This window comes from Zhongshania aquimaris, assembly GCF_019312595.1.
Lineage (GTDB): Bacteria > Pseudomonadota > Gammaproteobacteria > Pseudomonadales > Spongiibacteraceae > Spongiibacter > Spongiibacter aquimaris.
On record NZ_JAHWDQ010000001.1, the window covers coordinates 379,956 to 397,593 of the forward strand.

Below are 17,638 nucleotides of genomic sequence, written 5' to 3' on the forward strand. Positions count from 1 at the left end.
CAATAAACATCAGAGCCGAAAAAGCCCCTAGTAATGGATTAATTCTCGCACAAGCGCGGTAGCGAAACAGCCCCTAGGTAGTGAAAATGCTAGTTCTATGGACTGCTTATCGATTTGCTGCCACTGCAAGTCTTTTGGAACGGTTCGCAGAGCGCGTCGCTCCATCCTTAAATTATTCTTCAGCAGGCCCGCACATAGATCAGCGAATTCGCCAAACACCTTTTCTTCAAGCTGCGCGACAGCGCCACTCACAGCGACCTTACTCGCGCTGCCATAAAGTGGCCCGCTGGGGTGAATATCGCCTTCGCTTAGGCGCTGAACTATGTCAGCATCTATTTCTGCCAAAAACACGCTGCCACTATCGCGCAATGAAAATACATCGCCGTCCAAACCGCGCTGCCAATTTTCTGCGTTGACACGCGCTGCCAATACCGTATTGAAAATTAGCGATCGTGCAGCGGATAAATACATGCCGCGATCGAATCGTCCCGGACTTAAGTCACCGGCAAACCATTGCCGACAGGCATCAATATTGCCGCCCCCATGGCCAAATCGCTGCTCGCCGAAATAGTTCGGAAAGCCTTGCCCAGCTATTGGCAGTCTTGCCTCTAGGTCTGCGAAATCACCCTTTAAATCCGTTAAACGGAGAATAAAGCGATTATAGCGGTGGCTTCCCAGACGCAGTTTTTGGCGATGACGACCCTGCCGTAAAATCTTCCAACTCTCATTTTCCGGCACGACCCACTCAGGTTTATTTTTCCCCGGCAAATGCACGCAAAACCATTGTCGCGTTACCGCGTGACGATCTTTCTGGCCAGAATACGTTACCGCCCGCGGCTGAACCCCGGCCACTCTTGCCAATTGCCGTGCAACGTACTCGGTATTGTCGCCGCATTTTTCAATCCACAACCAGTCGAATTCACCATCGTCACTGAACTCGAGATCAAACACCTCCTCGACAACAAAATCCTCAGGTCTGGCTTTTAGTAAACCAGACACCGTGGGCAAACCTTGCGCTCGGGGCCAATCAGCTAGCTGCATTACTCTGCTCGCTCCAACAACACCACTGCATCCACTGCAACACCTTCACTGCGCCCGACAAATCCTAGTTTTTCCGTGGTAGTAGCTTTCACGCTGATATTGGAAGCTAAAACACCTAAGGTATTAGCAATAGATTCGCGCATTGCCAAAATATAGGGTGCTAATTTGGGCTGTTGAGCCGCAATGGTGAGATCAGCGTTACCGAGACAATACCCCTGACCTAAGACTAATTTGTAGCAATGCTGCAGCAGCACTTTACTATCGGCCCCCGCATACTGCGGATCGCTATCTGGAAAATGTTTGCCGATATCTCCCAAGGCTAAAGCACCGAGCATGGCATCGCACAGCGCGTGGAGTGCAACATCGCCATCCGAGTGAGCAATTAATCGCCACTGACATGGGATGCGGACACCACATAAACTGATACCCTCCCCTGATTCAATGCGGTGCACATCGTAGCCATGACCAATGCGAATAGCGCTCATTGTTCTTCTCCACGCAGAAACACCTCGGCAATAGCGAGATCGTCTGGGTAAGTAATTTTAATATTGCGAGGGCTGCCCTCCACCAACAAGGGTTGACGGCCACAGTGCTCTAACGCAGACGCTTCATCAGTCACCAGCAACTGTTGGTCATGGCAAAAGCGCAACGCATCTCGCAGGTCACCATAGCGAAACAGCTGCGGGGTCAGCGCCCGCCATATATCCTTGCGATCAACTGTCTCAGCAATTTCCCCCAATGCGGTACTGCGTTTTACGGTATCAACCACTGGCGACGCTAAAATAGCACCCACCGAATGCGCACAACCCAATTCTATAAGCCTTTTTATATCCCGATTCGAAACACAGGGACGTGCCGCATCGTGCACCAACACCCAATCTGAATCGGCCGCCTTTTCCAAGGCAGCTAAGGCATTCGCTACCGAATGTGCTCGTTCGCTTCCGCCATCAACACGCAACACCCGCGAGTCGTTCGCACAAGATAAGGAAGAAAAAAAATGATCGTCGGGATGCAATGCCACAGCAATGGCGGCAATATCGCTATGCATCAACAATTTTGAAATACTGTGTTCAATAACGGTTTTATCAGCGAGCTTTAGGTACTGCTTTGGCAGCGCAGCACCAAAACGTGCGCCACTTCCAGCAGCCGGGATAACCGCCCATAGGCGCGGCTTATTTATCACTGACGTTCTGCCTGTTACTAATCAAGCTATTATTCTTCTTATATAAGTATCTATTCATCGACAATGAGATAAAAAGTCTCACCAGATTTAATCAAGCCCATATCGTTGCGGGCGCGCTCCTCAATACTATCCAAGTCATGCTTCAAGCTGCGCACCTCGCCATGCAATCGCTCATTGCGCAGCTCTAACTCGCTGTTAGTATTTTTTTGAACGGCAATATCTCGACGCAAGCTGGCAATCTGTTCCCAGCTGCCAGTGCCAGTCCAAAGCCGAACTTGCAACATGACAAGTATTACCAGCAGCAAATAAAATAGCCGACGGCGAGTCATAGCAAGCCCTTTAAAGGGATATTGATGTTCATCCTAATCCAGAACGACGTCCAATAAAAAAGTAATGAGCACTATAAACAAAGAAGGCGGCTACTGCCGCCCCTTATTTTATTACGCTCGGAATTCATCCCGACCGCGGTAAGCCGCGCCTAGCTCGGCTTCAATACGCAGCAGACGGTTGTACTTGGCAACACGATCAGAGCGACACAGTGAACCGGTCTTAATCTGTCCAGCAGAAGTTGCCACCGCTAAATCAGCAATAGTGGTATCTTCAGTCTCCCCGGAGCGATGAGATATAACCGCAGTGTAACCAGCTTCCTTGGCCATTTTGATCGCATCTAGCGTTTCAGTCAGCGAACCAATCTGATTAAATTTAATCAGAATCGAGTTGGCAATATTGTTATCTATGCCACGTTTTAAAATCTTGGTATTGGTCACAAACAAATCGTCACCAACCAATTGCACTCGGTCGCCGATACGACGAGTCAGGGCAGCCCAACCCTCCCAATCGCTTTCGTCCATACCGTCTTCAATAGAGATAATGGGGTATTTTTGGCTTAACTCATCTAGGTAAGCGGCAAAACCTTCTGCGTCAAATTCTTTACCTTCGCCACTTAGAGAATATTTACCATTTTTGTAAAATTCTGACGAAGCGCAATCAAGCGCCAAGGTAATATCCTTACCCAGTTCATAGCCGGCATTTGCAACCGCTTCTGCGATGGCTTCAAGCGCTGCCTCATTCGAGGGCAAGTTCGGCGCAAAACCGCCTTCATCACCCACCGCTGTATTCAAGCCGCGGGCAACCAATACTTTCTTCAATGAGTGGAAAATTTCAGCGCCTTGGCGCAGTGCTTCAGCAAAGGTTTCTGCACCCACTGGCTGAATCATAAATTCCTGGATATCAACGTTGTTATCAGCGTGCTCACCGCCATTGATGATATTCATCATTGGCACGGGCATGGTGTACTGCCCTTCGGTGCCATTAATTTGTGCGATGCGTTGATACAAAGGGATACCTTTTTCAATCGCTACCGCTTTCGCCGCGGCCAATGACACAGCCAAAATTGCGTTTGCACCCAACACAGATTTACTCTCAGTGCCGTCTGCCTCAATCATGGCATTGTCGATGGCACGCTGGTCTTCAGCATCCATTCCCATCAACAAATCGCGGATTGTAGTATTTATATTTGCAACCGCCTTTAGTACACCCTTACCCAGGTAACGCGACTTATCGCCGTCGCGTAATTCCAAGGCTTCGCGCGAGCCTGTCGACGCGCCGGAAGGAGCACAGGCACTGCCTACGGCGCCCGATGCCAATACGACATCTGCCTCAACAGTGGGGTTTCCCCGTGAATCCAACACTTCAAACGCCTTGATATCGACAATCTCTGCCATGTGAGTTTTCTCCGTCTTAAGTCAAAATAAAATTATTTAATATCTAGCGCCGGTAGAGACTTCACTGTCTCGTCAACCGCTTTCATATGCTCTAGAAAGGGTGCCAATGCTGACAATGGTAATGCACTTGGGCCATCGCATTTAGCGCGATCGGGATCGGGATGTGCTTCCAAGAACAAGCCGCCAATCCCCAGTGCCATGCCGGCACGGCCAAGTTCAACAACTTGATTGCGACGACCACCAGACGCTGCGCCCATAGGATCGCGACACTGCAAAGCGTGGGTAACATCAAAAATAATGGGGGCGCCGCCACTGGCTTCACGCATCACCCGAAAACCCAGCATATCTACCACTAAATTATCGTAGCCAAAATTACTGCCGCGTTCGCACAGCATGATTTTCTCATTGCCGCACTCTGCAAACTTCTCAACTATATTTTTCATTTGACCGGGGCTGAGAAATTGCGGCTTTTTAATATTAATAACCGCATCTGTCGCCGCCATCGCCGCTACTAAATCGGTTTGGCGTGCTAAAAATGCCGGTAACTGAATAACATCACACACTTCAGAAACCGGGCCAGCTTGATGCACTTCATGCACATCAGTAATCACGGGAATATTAAAAGTTTGTTTTATTTCCTGAAAAATCTTCAACCCTTCTTCCATACCCGGGCCGCGATAAGAGTGCACGGAAGAGCGATTCGCTTTGTCGAATGAGGCTTTGAAAACATAGGGGATGCCCATCTTTCCGCACACTTCAACGTAGTGCTCTGCAATCTGCATCGCCAAATCGCGGGACTCGAGCACATTCATACCGCCAAACAGGACGAAAGGCTTGTCGTTTGCCACCTCAATACCGGCTACATTGACCACTTTATCTTTCATAGATCGATTCCTTTAACTCGCTCAGCCCAACAATGCTTATTCGCTATGCGCGATAGCAGCGTTAACAAAACCAGTAAACAAAGGGTGGCCGTCGCGTGGTGTAGAAGTAAATTCGGGGTGGAACTGACAGGCGATAAACCAGGGGTGATCCGCGATTTCCACCACTTCAACCAAGCTCTTATCGGCAGACCAACCACCTACTTTTAAACCGGCAGCCTGTAAACGCTCTACGTAGGTGTTATTAACCTCGTAACGGTGACGATGGCGCTCGGTGATCTGTGCACTACCGTAAACTGCTGCAACTGCGGAGCCTTCAACCAAATGACAAAGCTGGGCGCCCAAACGCATGGTGCCGCCAAGATCATCATCGTGAGCGCGTTGCTCAACTTCACCGTCAGCCGTGATCCACTCGGTAATCAAGCCAACCACCGGGTTTTTACCGTTGTCGTTAAATTCGCTGCTGTTTGCGTCTGTTAAGCCCAGCACATTGCGAGCAAATTCAATGACGGCAACCTGCATACCCAAGCAAATACCCAGGTAGGGAATTTTATTCTCACGCGCGTACTGCACTGTGCGAATTTTGCCTTCAACACCGCGGCTTCCAAAACCACCGGGAACAAGAATGCCGTCCACGCCGTCTAGAATATCTACACCATCAGTTTCTATGACTTCAGAGTCTATATAACGTACCTGCACTTTGGTGCGGCTATGTATACCTGCGTGCTTCAATGCTTCATTTAGGGATTTATATGCATCGAGCAATTCCATGTACTTGCCGACCATGGCGATCGTCACGGTTTGATCCTGATGCAGATCACCCTCGATAACAGTGTCCCACTCGGTCAAATCCGCTGGCGGGCAATCCAAACCAAAGCGCTCTACAACTAATTCGTCCAAGCCCTCGGCCGCAAGAAGCGAAGGTATGCGATAAATAGAGTCAACATCGCGCAGAGGGATAACCGCACGGGATTCGACGTTGGTGAACAAGGCGATCTTGTGACGGCTGCTTTGGTCAATTTCGTGATCTGAGCGGCACAGCAAAATATCGGGTTGCAAGCCAATAGAGCGAAGTTCTTTTACCGAATGCTGGGTCGGTTTAGTTTTAGTCTCACCTGCAGTGGCAATATAAGGCACCAGAGTCAGGTGCATTAACATGGCGCGCTTGGCACCCAATTCAACCTTTAACTGACGGGCTGCTTCAAAGAACGGCAAACCTTCGATATCACCGACTGTGCCGCCAATTTCAACAATGGCGATATCTGCATCGCCCGCTCCCGCCATTACCCGACGCTTAATTTCATCAGTGATATGTGGAATAACCTGAACAGTGCCGCCAAGGTAGTCACCGCGACGCTCCTTACGAAGTACGGTTTCATAAACCCGACCGGCCGTAAAATTATTGCCCTTGGCCATTTTTGCGCGCACAAAGCGCTCGTAATGCCCCAAGTCCAGATCGGTTTCTGCGCCGTCTTCAGTCACAAACACTTCACCGTGCTGAAACGGGCTCATGGTGCCGGGATCCACGTTGATATAGGGATCAAGTTTCAACATAGTGACTTTGAGACCACGCGCCTCAAGAATGGCACCTAGTGATGCTGACGCAATGCCCTTGCCCAAGGACGAAACAACACCGCCGGTGACGAATATAAAACGCGCCATGTAATGCCTTTTTAGATAGTACGAAGAGATATAAGGGCCTGAAAAAGCAGCGCTTGTTCGCCCCCATGAGATGGGACGTCAGTCTAACAGGAAGGACATAGCGAAACAATGAAATTAGGCCTCCGTAGGCTGCCCAGTCTCTGTTATAATGCGCGTCCAATTGCTTGCACATCAAGGCCTTAGTACTATGCAACCCATGCTGAATATCGCATTGCGCGCCGCCCGTAAAGCCGGCGACCTTATCGCGCGCGCTTCTGAACAAATCGACCGCGTTCAGATTGAAACCAAGGGCGAAAACGATTTTGTTACTGAAATAGACCGCAAGGCCGAGCAGGAAATTATTTATCACCTGCAAAAAGCCTACCCAGATCACGGCTTTTTAGGCGAAGAATCAGGTCAAACCGGCAATGCCGACAGCCCCTATCAATGGGTAATCGACCCCATTGACGGCACAACCAATTTCGTTCGCGGTATTCCGCATTTCGCGGTTTCTATTGCCTGTGTACATCAAGGCCAAATTGAACACGCCGTTATTTTAGACCCCATTCGCCGCGAAGAATTTACCGCTAGCCGCGGTCGCGGTGCACAGGTCAACGGACGCCGAGTTCGGGTAACCATGAACGCGAGCTTAGAAGGCGCCCTGATTGGTACCGGCATCCCGTTTAAAGCGCGCAATGAAGCACAAATCCCCGCCTATATGCGCAGTCTTGAAGCTATTGCCGGTGAAACAGCCGGTATCCGCCGCGCTGGCGCCGCCTCATTAGATTTGGCCTATGTCGCCGCTGGACGCCTTGATGGCTTCTGGGAAATTGGCTTAAACAAGTGGGATATCGCCGCGGGAATTTTGCTAGTGCGTGAAGCCGGCGGTTTAGTCAGTGACTTTAAGGGCGGTGGTAATTACTACGAAAGCGGCAACATCGTCGCCGCTAATCCGAAATGCTTAAAAGGGATTTTGCAGGCAATTCGCCCACATTTAGAAAATATTCGCTAACTCGGCAGACGCTTGACGGGAGATGGAAGACGCAAAAGATGTGCTCTAGCGTCTCCCATCTCTCCTTATGTATTAGACGTCTTTATGGCAAATCGTCAATCTGCGCACCCTCTTTCTCTACCACTATCAAATCATCTTGGCTGATTTTCATGGTCAGCAACAAGCTCGCCACAATATAGATAGAAGAATACGTACCCACACCAATACCGATCAGCAATGCCAGCGCGAAGCTGTGGATCATTTCGCCGCCAACAAACGCCAGCGCCAACAGCACCAGCAAGGTTGTCCCTGAGGTAACCAATGTACGATCGAGGGTTTCGGTCAATGAAATATTGATGATCTCGTCAGGATCGTGTTTACGCAGCTTTCGCAAGTTCTCGCGAATACGGTCAGCAACAACAATTGAGTCATTAAGCGAGTAACCGATAACAGCCAGAATGGCCGCAAGTACGGTTAAATCAAAATCCCAGCCGACTAAGGCGAAAATACCGAGGGTAATCAGAACATCGTGCCCCAACGCAGCCACCGCACCGATAGAGAATTTAACTTGGAAGCGCATAGCAACGTAAATCAACACCACCACAAGAGCCAATAGCACTGCCAAGCCGCCCTGCTCTCGCAGCTCCTCACCCACTTGCGGACCAACAAACTCAATACGACGAAGCTCAACTTCGGCCTCGGTGCCCGCCTGTAACACCGCGAGAACCTCTTCGCCCAGGGTGGGACTCATGCCCTCAGGCATTCTCACAAGCACATCCGTATCCGAGCCAAAATTTACAACAATCGCACTTTCGTAACCAGCAGTGCGCAAATCTTCCCTCACACGCTCTAGGGGCACCGACTCTTCGTAAATAACCTCTATTAAGGTACCACCGGTAAAATCCAGGCCGAAATTTAAACCCTTCACTGCCAATACCGCAATGGACGCGACCATTACCGCGATAGACATGAACATCGCGATACGACGCGCACCCATAAAGTTAACAATTTTTTTAGTGTCAGACATACGTTTCCCCTAGATCGCCAGCTTAGTGATACGACGACCGCCGTAAACGAAATTAACAACCGCGCGGGTACCCATGATCGCAGTGAACATGGACGTTAAGATACCGATTGACAAGGTCACCGCAAAACCGCGAACCGGACCAGTACCTACGGCGTATAAAATCACTGCCACTAATAAGGTCGTAATATTCGAGTCCATAATCGTGACAAACGCACGTCCGTACCCCGCCTCAATAGCGTGCTGCACTGATAGGCCTTCGCGTAACTCCTCCCGTATTCGAGAGAAAATAAGCACGTTTGCGTCTACTGCCATACCCACTGTCAGCACAATACCGGCGATACCCGGCAGGGTTAAGGTCGCCCCCAACAATGACATACAGGCCGTTAATAAAATGATGTTTGCGCCAAGCGCGACTACCGCAATCACACCAAATACGCGGTAGTAAACAATCATAAATAGAGCAACCATGCCTAGGCCGATCTTGACGGCATTAAGCCCCTTCTCAATATTTTCTGCCCCCAGCGATGGCCCGACAGTGCGCTCTTCGACAAAGTCGATTGGCGCCGCCAGCGCACCAGCACGCAGTAATAATGACAGCTCCGCCGCCTCACCCGGCGCATCAAGACCGGTAATACGGAACTGCACGCCCAAGGCATCTTTAATGGTGGCAAGGCTGATAATTTTCTTCTCGTCGTAGGGGACTTTCACCGCCTGCTCAACGCCATTAGCATCACGCTCATAGTGAGTACGACTCTTGCGCTCAATAAACAACACACCAAGGCGGCGGTTAATATTGTGGCGCGTCACTCTGTGCATCAAGGTACCGCCCTGACTATCCAGGGTGATATTGACCTGTGGCATACCATTCTGATCAAAGCCTGCCTGCGCATTTGCGACACGCTCACCAGTGATAACCACATCTCGTTCTAACCACGCACTCGGCTCGCCGCGGCCAGGATTGCGAAATTCAAATTGCTCGCGATCAGATAGTGGCGCGTCGTATTTTGCCTCTAGACGAAAATCCAAATTCGCTGTCTTGCCCAGTATGCGCTTGGCTTCAGCGGTGTCCTGAATACCCGGTAATTCCACCACAATCCGGTTGCGACCTTGACGCTGAACCAAAGGCTCAGACACGCCGAGCTCATTCACGCGATTACGCAGGGTCGTTAAGTTTTGGCTAACAGCATAATCTTCAATTTCCTTGCGCTTAGCCTCACCAATAATAGCGCGCAGGTAAAAAGCATCATCGCCGCTAGGTGAGTCGAGACGCTCGCCGGTCAACTCAGTAAAGTCTTTGCGGATCAAACCCAAGGCGGTGTCGCGCAGCTCAGCAGAGGTGAACTTACCCGAAATAATGTCGTCTTCCAGCGTCACAAATCCCCGTATACGCTCTTCGCGCAGCTTCTTTTTTATGCCTGAGCTGTAATGCTCTAGGCGCGTGGCAATCGCCGAATCCGTATCAACCTCTAACAAAAAATGCACACCGCCACTTAAATCCAGGCCCAGTTTCATCGCCTGCGCGCCTAGATTACTGAGCCAATCAGGTGTATTTGATGCCAGATTCAATGCCACAACGTAGCCGTCACCCAGAGTGCGCTGCACAATACGCTGTGCACGCAATTGCATATCAGTTTCGTACAAACGAATCAGGCCAGACTTACCGGTCTCATCCGCTTTTTCACCAAAGTGCTCAATACCACCAGCATCTAAAGCGGCAGACAAACGCGTCATAAGGGCTTGGTCGATGACCACACCGCTGCTGTCGCCAGAAACCTGCAGGGCAGGATCTGGTCGATAGAGGTTAGGCACCGCATAGAGAAAACCGATCCCCAGCACTGCAATAATCAGCAGGTTTTTCCAGAGCGGATATTTATTTAGCATTGTATTTCCACCAAAACCGTCTGTCGCGACGGTGTCTATTTAGTAACGGACGCCAACAATGGACGTTAATAACAGACGGAGCACCCCTGAACCGCCCTTGTAAAAACGCCGGCACAAGCCGGCGCTCATTTAACTACTTTCTTAATTTACCCATACACGTGCATTGCGGAACAAGCGCATCCAACCGCTATCTTCCACTGAATTGTCTGCCACCCAAGAGTTTTGCACGGTGCGGAAAACCCGTTCTGGATGCGGCATCATGATGGTAACGCGACCGTCAACGCTACTAGCACCAGCAATCCCAAATGGCGAACCATTCGGATTGGCGGGATAGCGTTCAGTCGTGTTCAGCTGATTATCAATAAATTGCAGCGCCACTTTCCCACTCTGCTGTAAATTCTGCAAATGAGCAGAATCTGTAAACTCCGCACGACCTTCGCCGTGGGCAACAGCAACCGGCAAATGCGACCCCGCCATACCAGTTAGTAATATGGAGGGTGATTCGGGGATTTCAACCAAGGAAAACCGCGCTTCGAACTGTTCTGAGCGATTGCGCACAAAACGCGGCCAGTATTCTGCACCCGGAATTAAGGAGTGCAAATTAGACATCATCTGACAACCGTTGCACACCCCAAGCGAGAAGGTGTCGCTGCGCTGAAAGAAGCCGGCAAACTCGTCACGCGCCAAACCATTAAACAAAATAGTTTTAGCCCAGCCCTCGCCCGCACCTAATACGTCGCCGTAGGAAAAACCACCGCAGGCGGCAAGGCCTTTAAAATCTTGCAAGCTGACACGACCGCTTAAAATATCACTCATATGAACATCAACAGCGGTGAATCCGGCGCGATCGAATGCCGCGGCCATTTCCATCTGACCATTGACACCCTGCTCCCTAAGGATAGCGACTCGCGGACGAACGCCGGAGTTTATAAAAGGGGCGGCAATATTATCCTGCGCATCGAAACGCAATGACTGGCTTAAACCGGGGTCGCTTTCTGTGATTGAGTCAAATTCCTGTTGCGCACACTCTGGATTATCCCTTAGTGATTGCATACGGTAACTCAGCTGCTGCCATTTCAGCTGCAGCGCCAAGCGATCATCTCTAAGAACTTCAACACCACCAAAACTAATCGCAACGTCACTACCGGCCACAGCGCGACCTATTTCTTGGACGCAGGCGGCGATGCCATGCGCAGCAAAGGTATCTATCACCGCTTCAACATCAGCGCAGCGTACCTGTATCACCGCACCGGCTTCTTCGGCAAACAGTGCGCCATGCAGTTTACCATGGGCATTCAGCTCAATATCTAGACCGCAATGACCAGCAAAAGCCATCTCTAACAAAGTGAGTACCAAACCGCCATCAGAGCGATCGTGGTAGGCCATTATTTTTTGCTCTTCTAACAACTGTTGGATTGCATTGAAGAAACCAGCCAACACCGCGGGGTCATCAATATCTGGCGCGTCATTGCCAATCTGCTGATAAACCTGCGCTAAACACGAGCCACCCAAACGCTGCTTACCCGCACCCAAGTCAATTAATAACAAGGCATTGTCATCAAGGTCGGTGCGCAGCTGCGGCGTGACGGTTTTACGGACGTCCGCCACAGGACTAAAAGCAGTAATGATAAGCGACATAGGCGCGGTAACGGCTTTTCTGTCATCGCCGTCCTGCCAGGTGGTGCGCATCGACATGGAGTCTTTGCCGACGGGAATAGTAATACCCAGCGCCGGGCAAAACTCCATCCCCACTGCCTTGACCGTGTCGAAGAGTATTTCGTCTTCGCCAGCATAACCCGCCGCGCACATCCAGTTGGCAGAGAGCTTGATATCAGAAATTTTTTCAATCCGGCTCGCAGCGATATTGCTTAGCGCTTCCGCAACAGCCATGCGCCCCGACGCCGGGCCATCGATAAGTGCAAGCGGCGTGCGCTCGCCCATCGCCATGGCTTCACCCGCGTAAGAGTCGTAGCTAACTGTTGTTACCGCACAGTCTGCAACGGGGACTTGCCACGGCCCAACCATTTGATCTCTATGTACCTGCCCGGTAATAGAACGGTCGCCAATTGTGATCAAGAAATTCTTGGCGGCAATGGTAGGAAGGGCCAAAAGTCGATCCAAGGCGTCTTCCACATTAATGGCAGAGGCATCAAAGGCCGGTAGCTGCGGATTTTGACGAGTAATCTCGCGGTGCATTTTTGGCGGTTTACCAAACAGCACCGACATAGGCAGGTCAACCGGGTTATTGTCGAAATGGGTGTCGCCAACTCGCAGACGCTTATCGGCAACAGACTCACCAACCACTGCATACGGCGCGCGCTCGCGATCACAGATGGCTTCAAAGGTGGCGAGGTTTTCAGGCGCAATGGCAATGACGTAGCGCTCTTGTGACTCGTTGCACCAAATTTCTAACGGCGACATGCCCGGTTCATCGTTGGGCACTTTGCGCAATTCAAAATCACCACCGCAACCGCCGTCTTTAACCAACTCGGGGAATGCATTAGACAGACCGCCGGCACCAACATCGTGAATAAAGGCGATGGGGTTGTTGTCAGCCATCGCCCAGCAGCGGTCAATCACCTCTTGGCAGCGACGTTCAATTTCGGGGTTTTGACGTTGCACGGAGGCAAAATCTAAATCTTCAGTAGAGGCACCGCTGCTCATTGAAGACGCCGCGCCACCGCCCAAACCAATCAACATAGCCGGCCCACCCAAGGCCACTAATTTATGACCGGCTGGAAACTCGGTTTTAAGCACGTGCTCTTCTTTTATATTACCGTAACCACCGGCGATCATTATTGGTTTGTGATAGCCGCGACGCTCTTTGCCCGCCGCACCCACGGCATTTTCTTCGAAGCTGCGGAAGTAGCCACATAAATTAGGTCGGCCAAACTCATTATTAAAGGCGGCGCCCCCAATAGGCCCGTCCAACATAATATCGAGTGCGGAAACAATGCGGCCGGGCTTCCCGTAATCGGCTTCCCAAGGTTGTTCAAACCCAGGGACACGCAAGTTAGATACGCTAAAACCACTCAAGCCCACCTTGGGCTTAGAGCCTCGACCTACCGCCCCCTCATCACGTATCTCACCGCCAGAGCCAGTACCGGCACCAGAGAACGGGGAAATTGCTGTGGGGTGATTGTGGGTTTCCACCTTCATTAATAAATGAATATCTTCTTGGTGGTACTGGTATTCAGCGGTGCCAGGTTCAGGATAAAAACGGCCGGCGCGGTGACCTTTCACCACAGCTGCGTTGTCTGAATAGGCGCTTAGTACATCCTCACCGCCCAATTCGTGGGTGTTTTTTATCATGCCGAACAAAGAGTGGGACTGCAGCTCGCCATCAATGGTCCAACTTGCGTTAAATATTTTATGGCGGCAATGCTCAGAGTTCGCCTGCGCGAACATCATCAACTCGACATCGCTAGGATTGCGCGCCAGCTGAATAAAGCTCTCTAGCAGATAATCGATTTCATCGTCTGCTAGGGCGAGCCCCAGTTCGCTATTCGCGGCGACTAGCGCATCGCGGCCTCCCGCGAGCACATCGACCGCCTGCATCGGCTTTGGACTCTGGCGACTAAACAACACACTCGCTTCTTCCGGCGCGCTTAATACCGACTCCACCATACGGTCGTGGATTGACGCCAAAAGCAGGGCTTGCTGCTCGCCATCAATATCGCCCTCAATATCGAAGTGGTACTGCACACCACGCTCAATTCGCGCGATCATATCCAAGCCACAGTTATGGGCAATATCGCTCGCCTTGCTAGACCACGGCGAGATGGTGCCAGGTCGAGGCACCACGAAATAACTCAGGCCTCCACCCGCGATAAACTCGGCGCGGGGGCCATATTGCAACAACTGGCTCAACACATCGCTGCGCTCAGTATCGAGCTCAGCAGCGGTATCTACCAAATGAATAAATTGAGCACTCACTCCCTGCAGAGCGGGAATAGAGGGGGCCAAAGCGGCCTTTAATTTTTCTATACGGAAATCTGAAAGCGCTGGGGCACCAGGAAGAATAAGCATTCGGGGCGACAACCTCGATCGAATGGGATTAAAGCCGGCCATTGTAAAGGATTTACGCGAGAATTTTTATCCAAAATAGTCTTTATGGTGCGATCAGTGCCATCCCGATACAATTAGCCCCGAATCCACTGGAGCTTCACACTTGCCAGCAAGCCGAAAAACATTACGATTTCTAGCAATATGGCTAGTTACAGCGAGCTTCGCGCTTGTAGCCATCGTGCTAAATAGTAGTAAAGACAACAGCGACAATCTGCAAAGAATTCGTGATAGCGGTGTTTTACGGGTACTCACCCGCAACGGCTCTACCACTTACTACGAATCTCAAGGTGCGCCAGCGGGTTTCGAATACCAACTCGCCCTCGCTTTCGCCAACCACCTCGACGTTGAACTAGAGATAATTCCTGTTGTTAGCCTCGATGACGTATTTAGTGGACTGGTAAACAATCAAGCCGATATTGCGGCCGCAGCTCTCAGCATTACGCCCGCGCGACAAGAAACCTTACTTTTCGGCCCAAGTTACCTCAGCGTAAAGCAGTATTTTATCTACAACCGCGACGTAAATAGCCCAATGAGCTCAATAGAAGACCTCATCGGCAAGCAAATACGGGTAATTAGTAATACTGCCCACGCCGAGCAACTCAAAACACTGCAAAACGAGCACCCGGAACTGACGTGGATGGAAAGCCGCGATCTTGAAACAATTGATTTGCTAGAACAGCTGGCGGACGGCCAAATTGATGCAACCATCGTCAACTCGACCGAATACTATGCAAACCGAGCATTTTACCCCAGCTTTCGCATCGCCTTCAGTGCAGGCAAACCACGCAAAATAGCATGGGCAATGGCGGCGAGCCCTGCAAACGCAAGCCTGATAAAAGAAATGACCATTTTTTTTAAAGGCATCACCGAAAATGGCAAATTAGCCCGTTTAATTGATCGGAACTTTACACTTAACGAGCGGCAAACCTTTATTAGCACCCACACCTTTCTGCAAATGAAGGAAGAGCGCCTACCCGAGGTGAAGGGAATTATTGAGCAAGTCGCTATTGAATATGATTTGGACTGGCGCTTACTGGCCGCAATCAGCTACCAAGAATCGCACTGGGACGCCGAGGCGCGCTCTCCCACCGGAGTCCGTGGCATGATGATGCTGACACGATCCACTGCACGCGAATTGCAGGTAGATGACCGTCTCGACCCACTGCAGAGCCTGCGCGGTGGCGCCCGTTACTACAAAAAACTCTATAGCCGTATACCCGCGGGAATAGAAGCTCCTGACCGCAGCTGGTTTGCCTTAGCGGCGTACAATATTGGTCTTGGCCACGTCGAAGACGCCAGGGTCATAACGCAAAAACTCGGCGGCAACCCAAACCTTTGGAATGATGTAAAAGAAAACTTACCATTGCTGCGGCAACAAAAGTGGTACAAGCCATCAAAATACGGCTATGCCCGCGGTGACGAAGCGGCGCGCTACGTGCGCAATATCCGCGATTACTATTCACTGCTAACCTGGGATGAGCTTAATCGCTATCGCGTTCCGCCACCTCGCATTGTTTCCGATTACCTACCAGCCGAGTTAAATCGCGGTTTTGACGCACTCTAAATAACTCTAGCGGCCGTCCCGCACCGCGATCAATTTACGCGAGCTTGTCACGCTTCTTTTCCGCCCTGCGCCGAGCAAAAAAAGCCTGCACAATATCACTCGCCTCATTCGCCAATACGCCGCCGCACCATTCAACCCGGTGATTCATTTGCGGCTGATCAAACAATTGCAGATGACTACAAACCGCGCCCGCCTTAGGCTCGCTTGCCGCAAATACAACGCGTGCAATACGGCTATGGATGATAGCGCCGGCACACATTGCACAGGGCTCCACAGTCACATACAAAGTTGCCTCAGGAAGACGATAGTTAGCTGCGGCGTTTGCTGCGTGACGAAGCGCGACTATTTCAGCATGAGCGCTTGGGTCGGATTGACGAATAGGCTGATTAAATCCTTCGCCAATTATTTCCCCATCGCGAACAATTACCGCGCCAACTGGAACTTCATTTATTGCCTCAGCCTCTAGCGCCAATGTAAGCGCCTTCCGCATCCATTTTTCATCAAGAGAAGATTCCATAAGCGCTGATGCAACCCCTAAACATGAACAGCTCAGCACGACACCATTCTCGACTCAATCGAGAACTGAGCTTTACGATTTTTAAATATTATGACACTAATCAGCATCTTGTAGCATCAGCCAATAGTGAACAACCTAGAAGGGGCAACACATCGATTACAAAAAGTGGGGGGGATATAGACCCTGCAGCATCATCGGAGCAAGGTCTAACAAATTAAGCAGGTATCGCATCAGAAGTATAGGACGGAGCGCGAACCTCCACCTTGCGGATTGGCTCCGGCATAAACTTTGACGCGCCGTATACTGCCAAAATACACAAACCGTATGTTAGGAAAGTCGTCGCCCAAATCAACCCTTGGCTAAACTCCGCCTCCGAAAGATGCAAAGAAATGATTATCGGCGCACCAAGACCGCCGTTTGCACCCATCATGGTTATGGGAAATATGACAAATAAACCGAGCAAACCTATTGGACTATTTACGCGACGCCAAAATTGCACGGCGAGGACAGTAAATAAGATAACTTGCGTGCCTTCTAAAACACCAATAACCAATGGATAGTTCCAAATACGCATCACATAGGGGCCGTAATAGGTATACACACCCGTACCGGTACCCACCATCTCAAAAATACAAGAAACGGTAATTTCAGCCAACCAAATCAAGAACAGTGTCGGTGTAGAAATTCTTCCCTCATAGAGTGCGCGACCTGCATAAAGACATGCAGAAGAATAGAGAATCATATAACCGCTATGCGTCCAGTTGGGTTGCACAATACCGAAAGCGGTAAAATGAGACCACATAGCGCCAGCAACGCCATTGGACACATCGTAAAACCAAAGATCAAACGCTACGTCATAAAGCGGTTCTATATAGGCGCCAACACCTGCGGCTAATACTGCAAAAACATAAAAAGGGGTTTTCTGTTTCAAACCCATACGAAGGGCAATCAAAAGCATAATGATAACTATGCCCCAGCTTGCCCACGTGAAAACACTTTGCCACATGAGATCTAGCTCACCGGCCATAACCTCTGCAGGTACTAAATTCATTATTATTACTCCTAACAAATCGCCACTTACCACTATTGCAACAAGTGACGGTACTTAGCGTTAACCTCT

At 50.5% G+C, this 17,638-nt stretch carries 14 protein-coding genes; 2 read left to right on the forward strand and 12 right to left on the reverse strand.

Annotated features, from left to right (window positions below):
• Positions 1 to 27: 27 nt before the first annotated feature.
• The 7 genes from truD to pyrG form a co-directional block, all read right to left on the reverse strand.
• The gene (gene truD, locus KXJ70_RS01845) at positions 28 to 1,041 is read right to left on the reverse strand and encodes a tRNA pseudouridine(13) synthase TruD (protein ID WP_219041753.1); all 1,014 of its coding nucleotides are present in this window, start codon (positions 1,039 to 1,041) and stop codon (positions 28 to 30) included.
• Positions 1,041 to 1,526, reverse strand: coding sequence for a 2-C-methyl-D-erythritol 2,4-cyclodiphosphate synthase (gene ispF, locus KXJ70_RS01850; protein ID WP_219041754.1), 486 nt, complete (start codon positions 1,524 to 1,526; stop codon positions 1,041 to 1,043). Before ispF ends, truD begins: the two co-directional genes overlap by 1 nt.
• Entirely contained in the window at positions 1,523 to 2,224 is a 702-nt protein-coding gene (gene ispD / locus KXJ70_RS01855; RefSeq protein ID WP_219041755.1) for a 2-C-methyl-D-erythritol 4-phosphate cytidylyltransferase, read from the reverse strand. The genes ispF and ispD overlap by 4 nt, the downstream gene beginning before the upstream one ends.
• Positions 2,225 to 2,274: 50 nt before the next feature.
• Positions 2,275 to 2,553, reverse strand: coding sequence for a septum formation initiator family protein (locus KXJ70_RS01860; RefSeq protein WP_219041756.1), 279 nt, complete (start codon positions 2,551 to 2,553; stop codon positions 2,275 to 2,277).
• 111 nt (positions 2,554 to 2,664) lie between these two features.
• Positions 2,665 to 3,948 (reverse strand): phosphopyruvate hydratase, encoded by a 1,284-nt coding sequence (gene eno, locus KXJ70_RS01865; RefSeq protein ID WP_219041757.1) that lies wholly within the window; start codon positions 3,946 to 3,948, stop codon positions 2,665 to 2,667.
• A gap of 32 nt (positions 3,949 to 3,980) precedes the next feature.
• A complete protein-coding gene (kdsA, locus tag KXJ70_RS01870; protein WP_219041758.1) occupies positions 3,981 to 4,832 on the reverse strand; it encodes a 3-deoxy-8-phosphooctulonate synthase in 852 nt (283 codons plus the stop codon).
• A gap of 36 nt (positions 4,833 to 4,868) precedes the next feature.
• Positions 4,869 to 6,491 (reverse strand): CTP synthase, encoded by a 1,623-nt coding sequence (gene pyrG / locus KXJ70_RS01875; protein WP_219041759.1) that lies wholly within the window; start codon positions 6,489 to 6,491, stop codon positions 4,869 to 4,871.
• A gap of 187 nt (positions 6,492 to 6,678) precedes the next feature.
• On the opposite strand from pyrG, the gene KXJ70_RS01880 reads away from it, so the two are divergent.
• Positions 6,679 to 7,482, forward strand: coding sequence for an inositol monophosphatase family protein (locus tag KXJ70_RS01880; RefSeq protein ID WP_219041760.1), 804 nt, complete (start codon positions 6,679 to 6,681; stop codon positions 7,480 to 7,482).
• Between the two features lie 82 nt (positions 7,483 to 7,564).
• Here KXJ70_RS01880 and secF read toward each other — a convergent pair whose 3' ends face one another.
• From secF to purL, 3 genes are all read right to left on the reverse strand, one after another.
• Positions 7,565 to 8,488 (reverse strand): protein translocase subunit SecF, encoded by a 924-nt coding sequence (gene secF, locus KXJ70_RS01885; RefSeq protein ID WP_219041761.1) that lies wholly within the window; start codon positions 8,486 to 8,488, stop codon positions 7,565 to 7,567.
• Between the two features lie 9 nt (positions 8,489 to 8,497).
• Entirely contained in the window at positions 8,498 to 10,369 is a 1,872-nt protein-coding gene (gene secD / locus KXJ70_RS01890) for a protein translocase subunit SecD (RefSeq protein ID WP_219041762.1), read from the reverse strand.
• A gap of 141 nt (positions 10,370 to 10,510) precedes the next feature.
• Positions 10,511 to 14,398 carry a phosphoribosylformylglycinamidine synthase gene (purL, locus tag KXJ70_RS01895; RefSeq protein ID WP_219041763.1) on the reverse strand — a complete coding sequence of 1,296 codons (3,888 nt, stop codon included), beginning with the start codon at positions 14,396 to 14,398 and terminating at the stop codon, positions 10,511 to 10,513.
• A gap of 142 nt (positions 14,399 to 14,540) precedes the next feature.
• Between purL and mltF the strand changes: the two genes are divergently transcribed.
• Entirely contained in the window at positions 14,541 to 16,001 is a 1,461-nt protein-coding gene (gene mltF, locus KXJ70_RS01900) for a membrane-bound lytic murein transglycosylase MltF (RefSeq protein WP_219041764.1), read from the forward strand.
• Positions 16,002 to 16,035: 34 nt separating this feature from the next.
• On the opposite strand, the gene tadA is transcribed toward mltF, so the two are convergent.
• On the reverse strand, positions 16,036 to 16,518 hold the full coding sequence (tadA, locus tag KXJ70_RS01905) for a tRNA adenosine(34) deaminase TadA (protein ID WP_219041765.1): 483 nt from the start codon (positions 16,516 to 16,518) through the stop codon (positions 16,036 to 16,038).
• Positions 16,519 to 16,732: 214 nt separating this feature from the next.
• On the reverse strand, positions 16,733 to 17,569 hold the full coding sequence (locus tag KXJ70_RS01910; RefSeq protein ID WP_219041766.1) for a hypothetical protein: 837 nt from the start codon (positions 17,567 to 17,569) through the stop codon (positions 16,733 to 16,735).
• Positions 17,570 to 17,638: the final 69 nt, after the last annotated feature.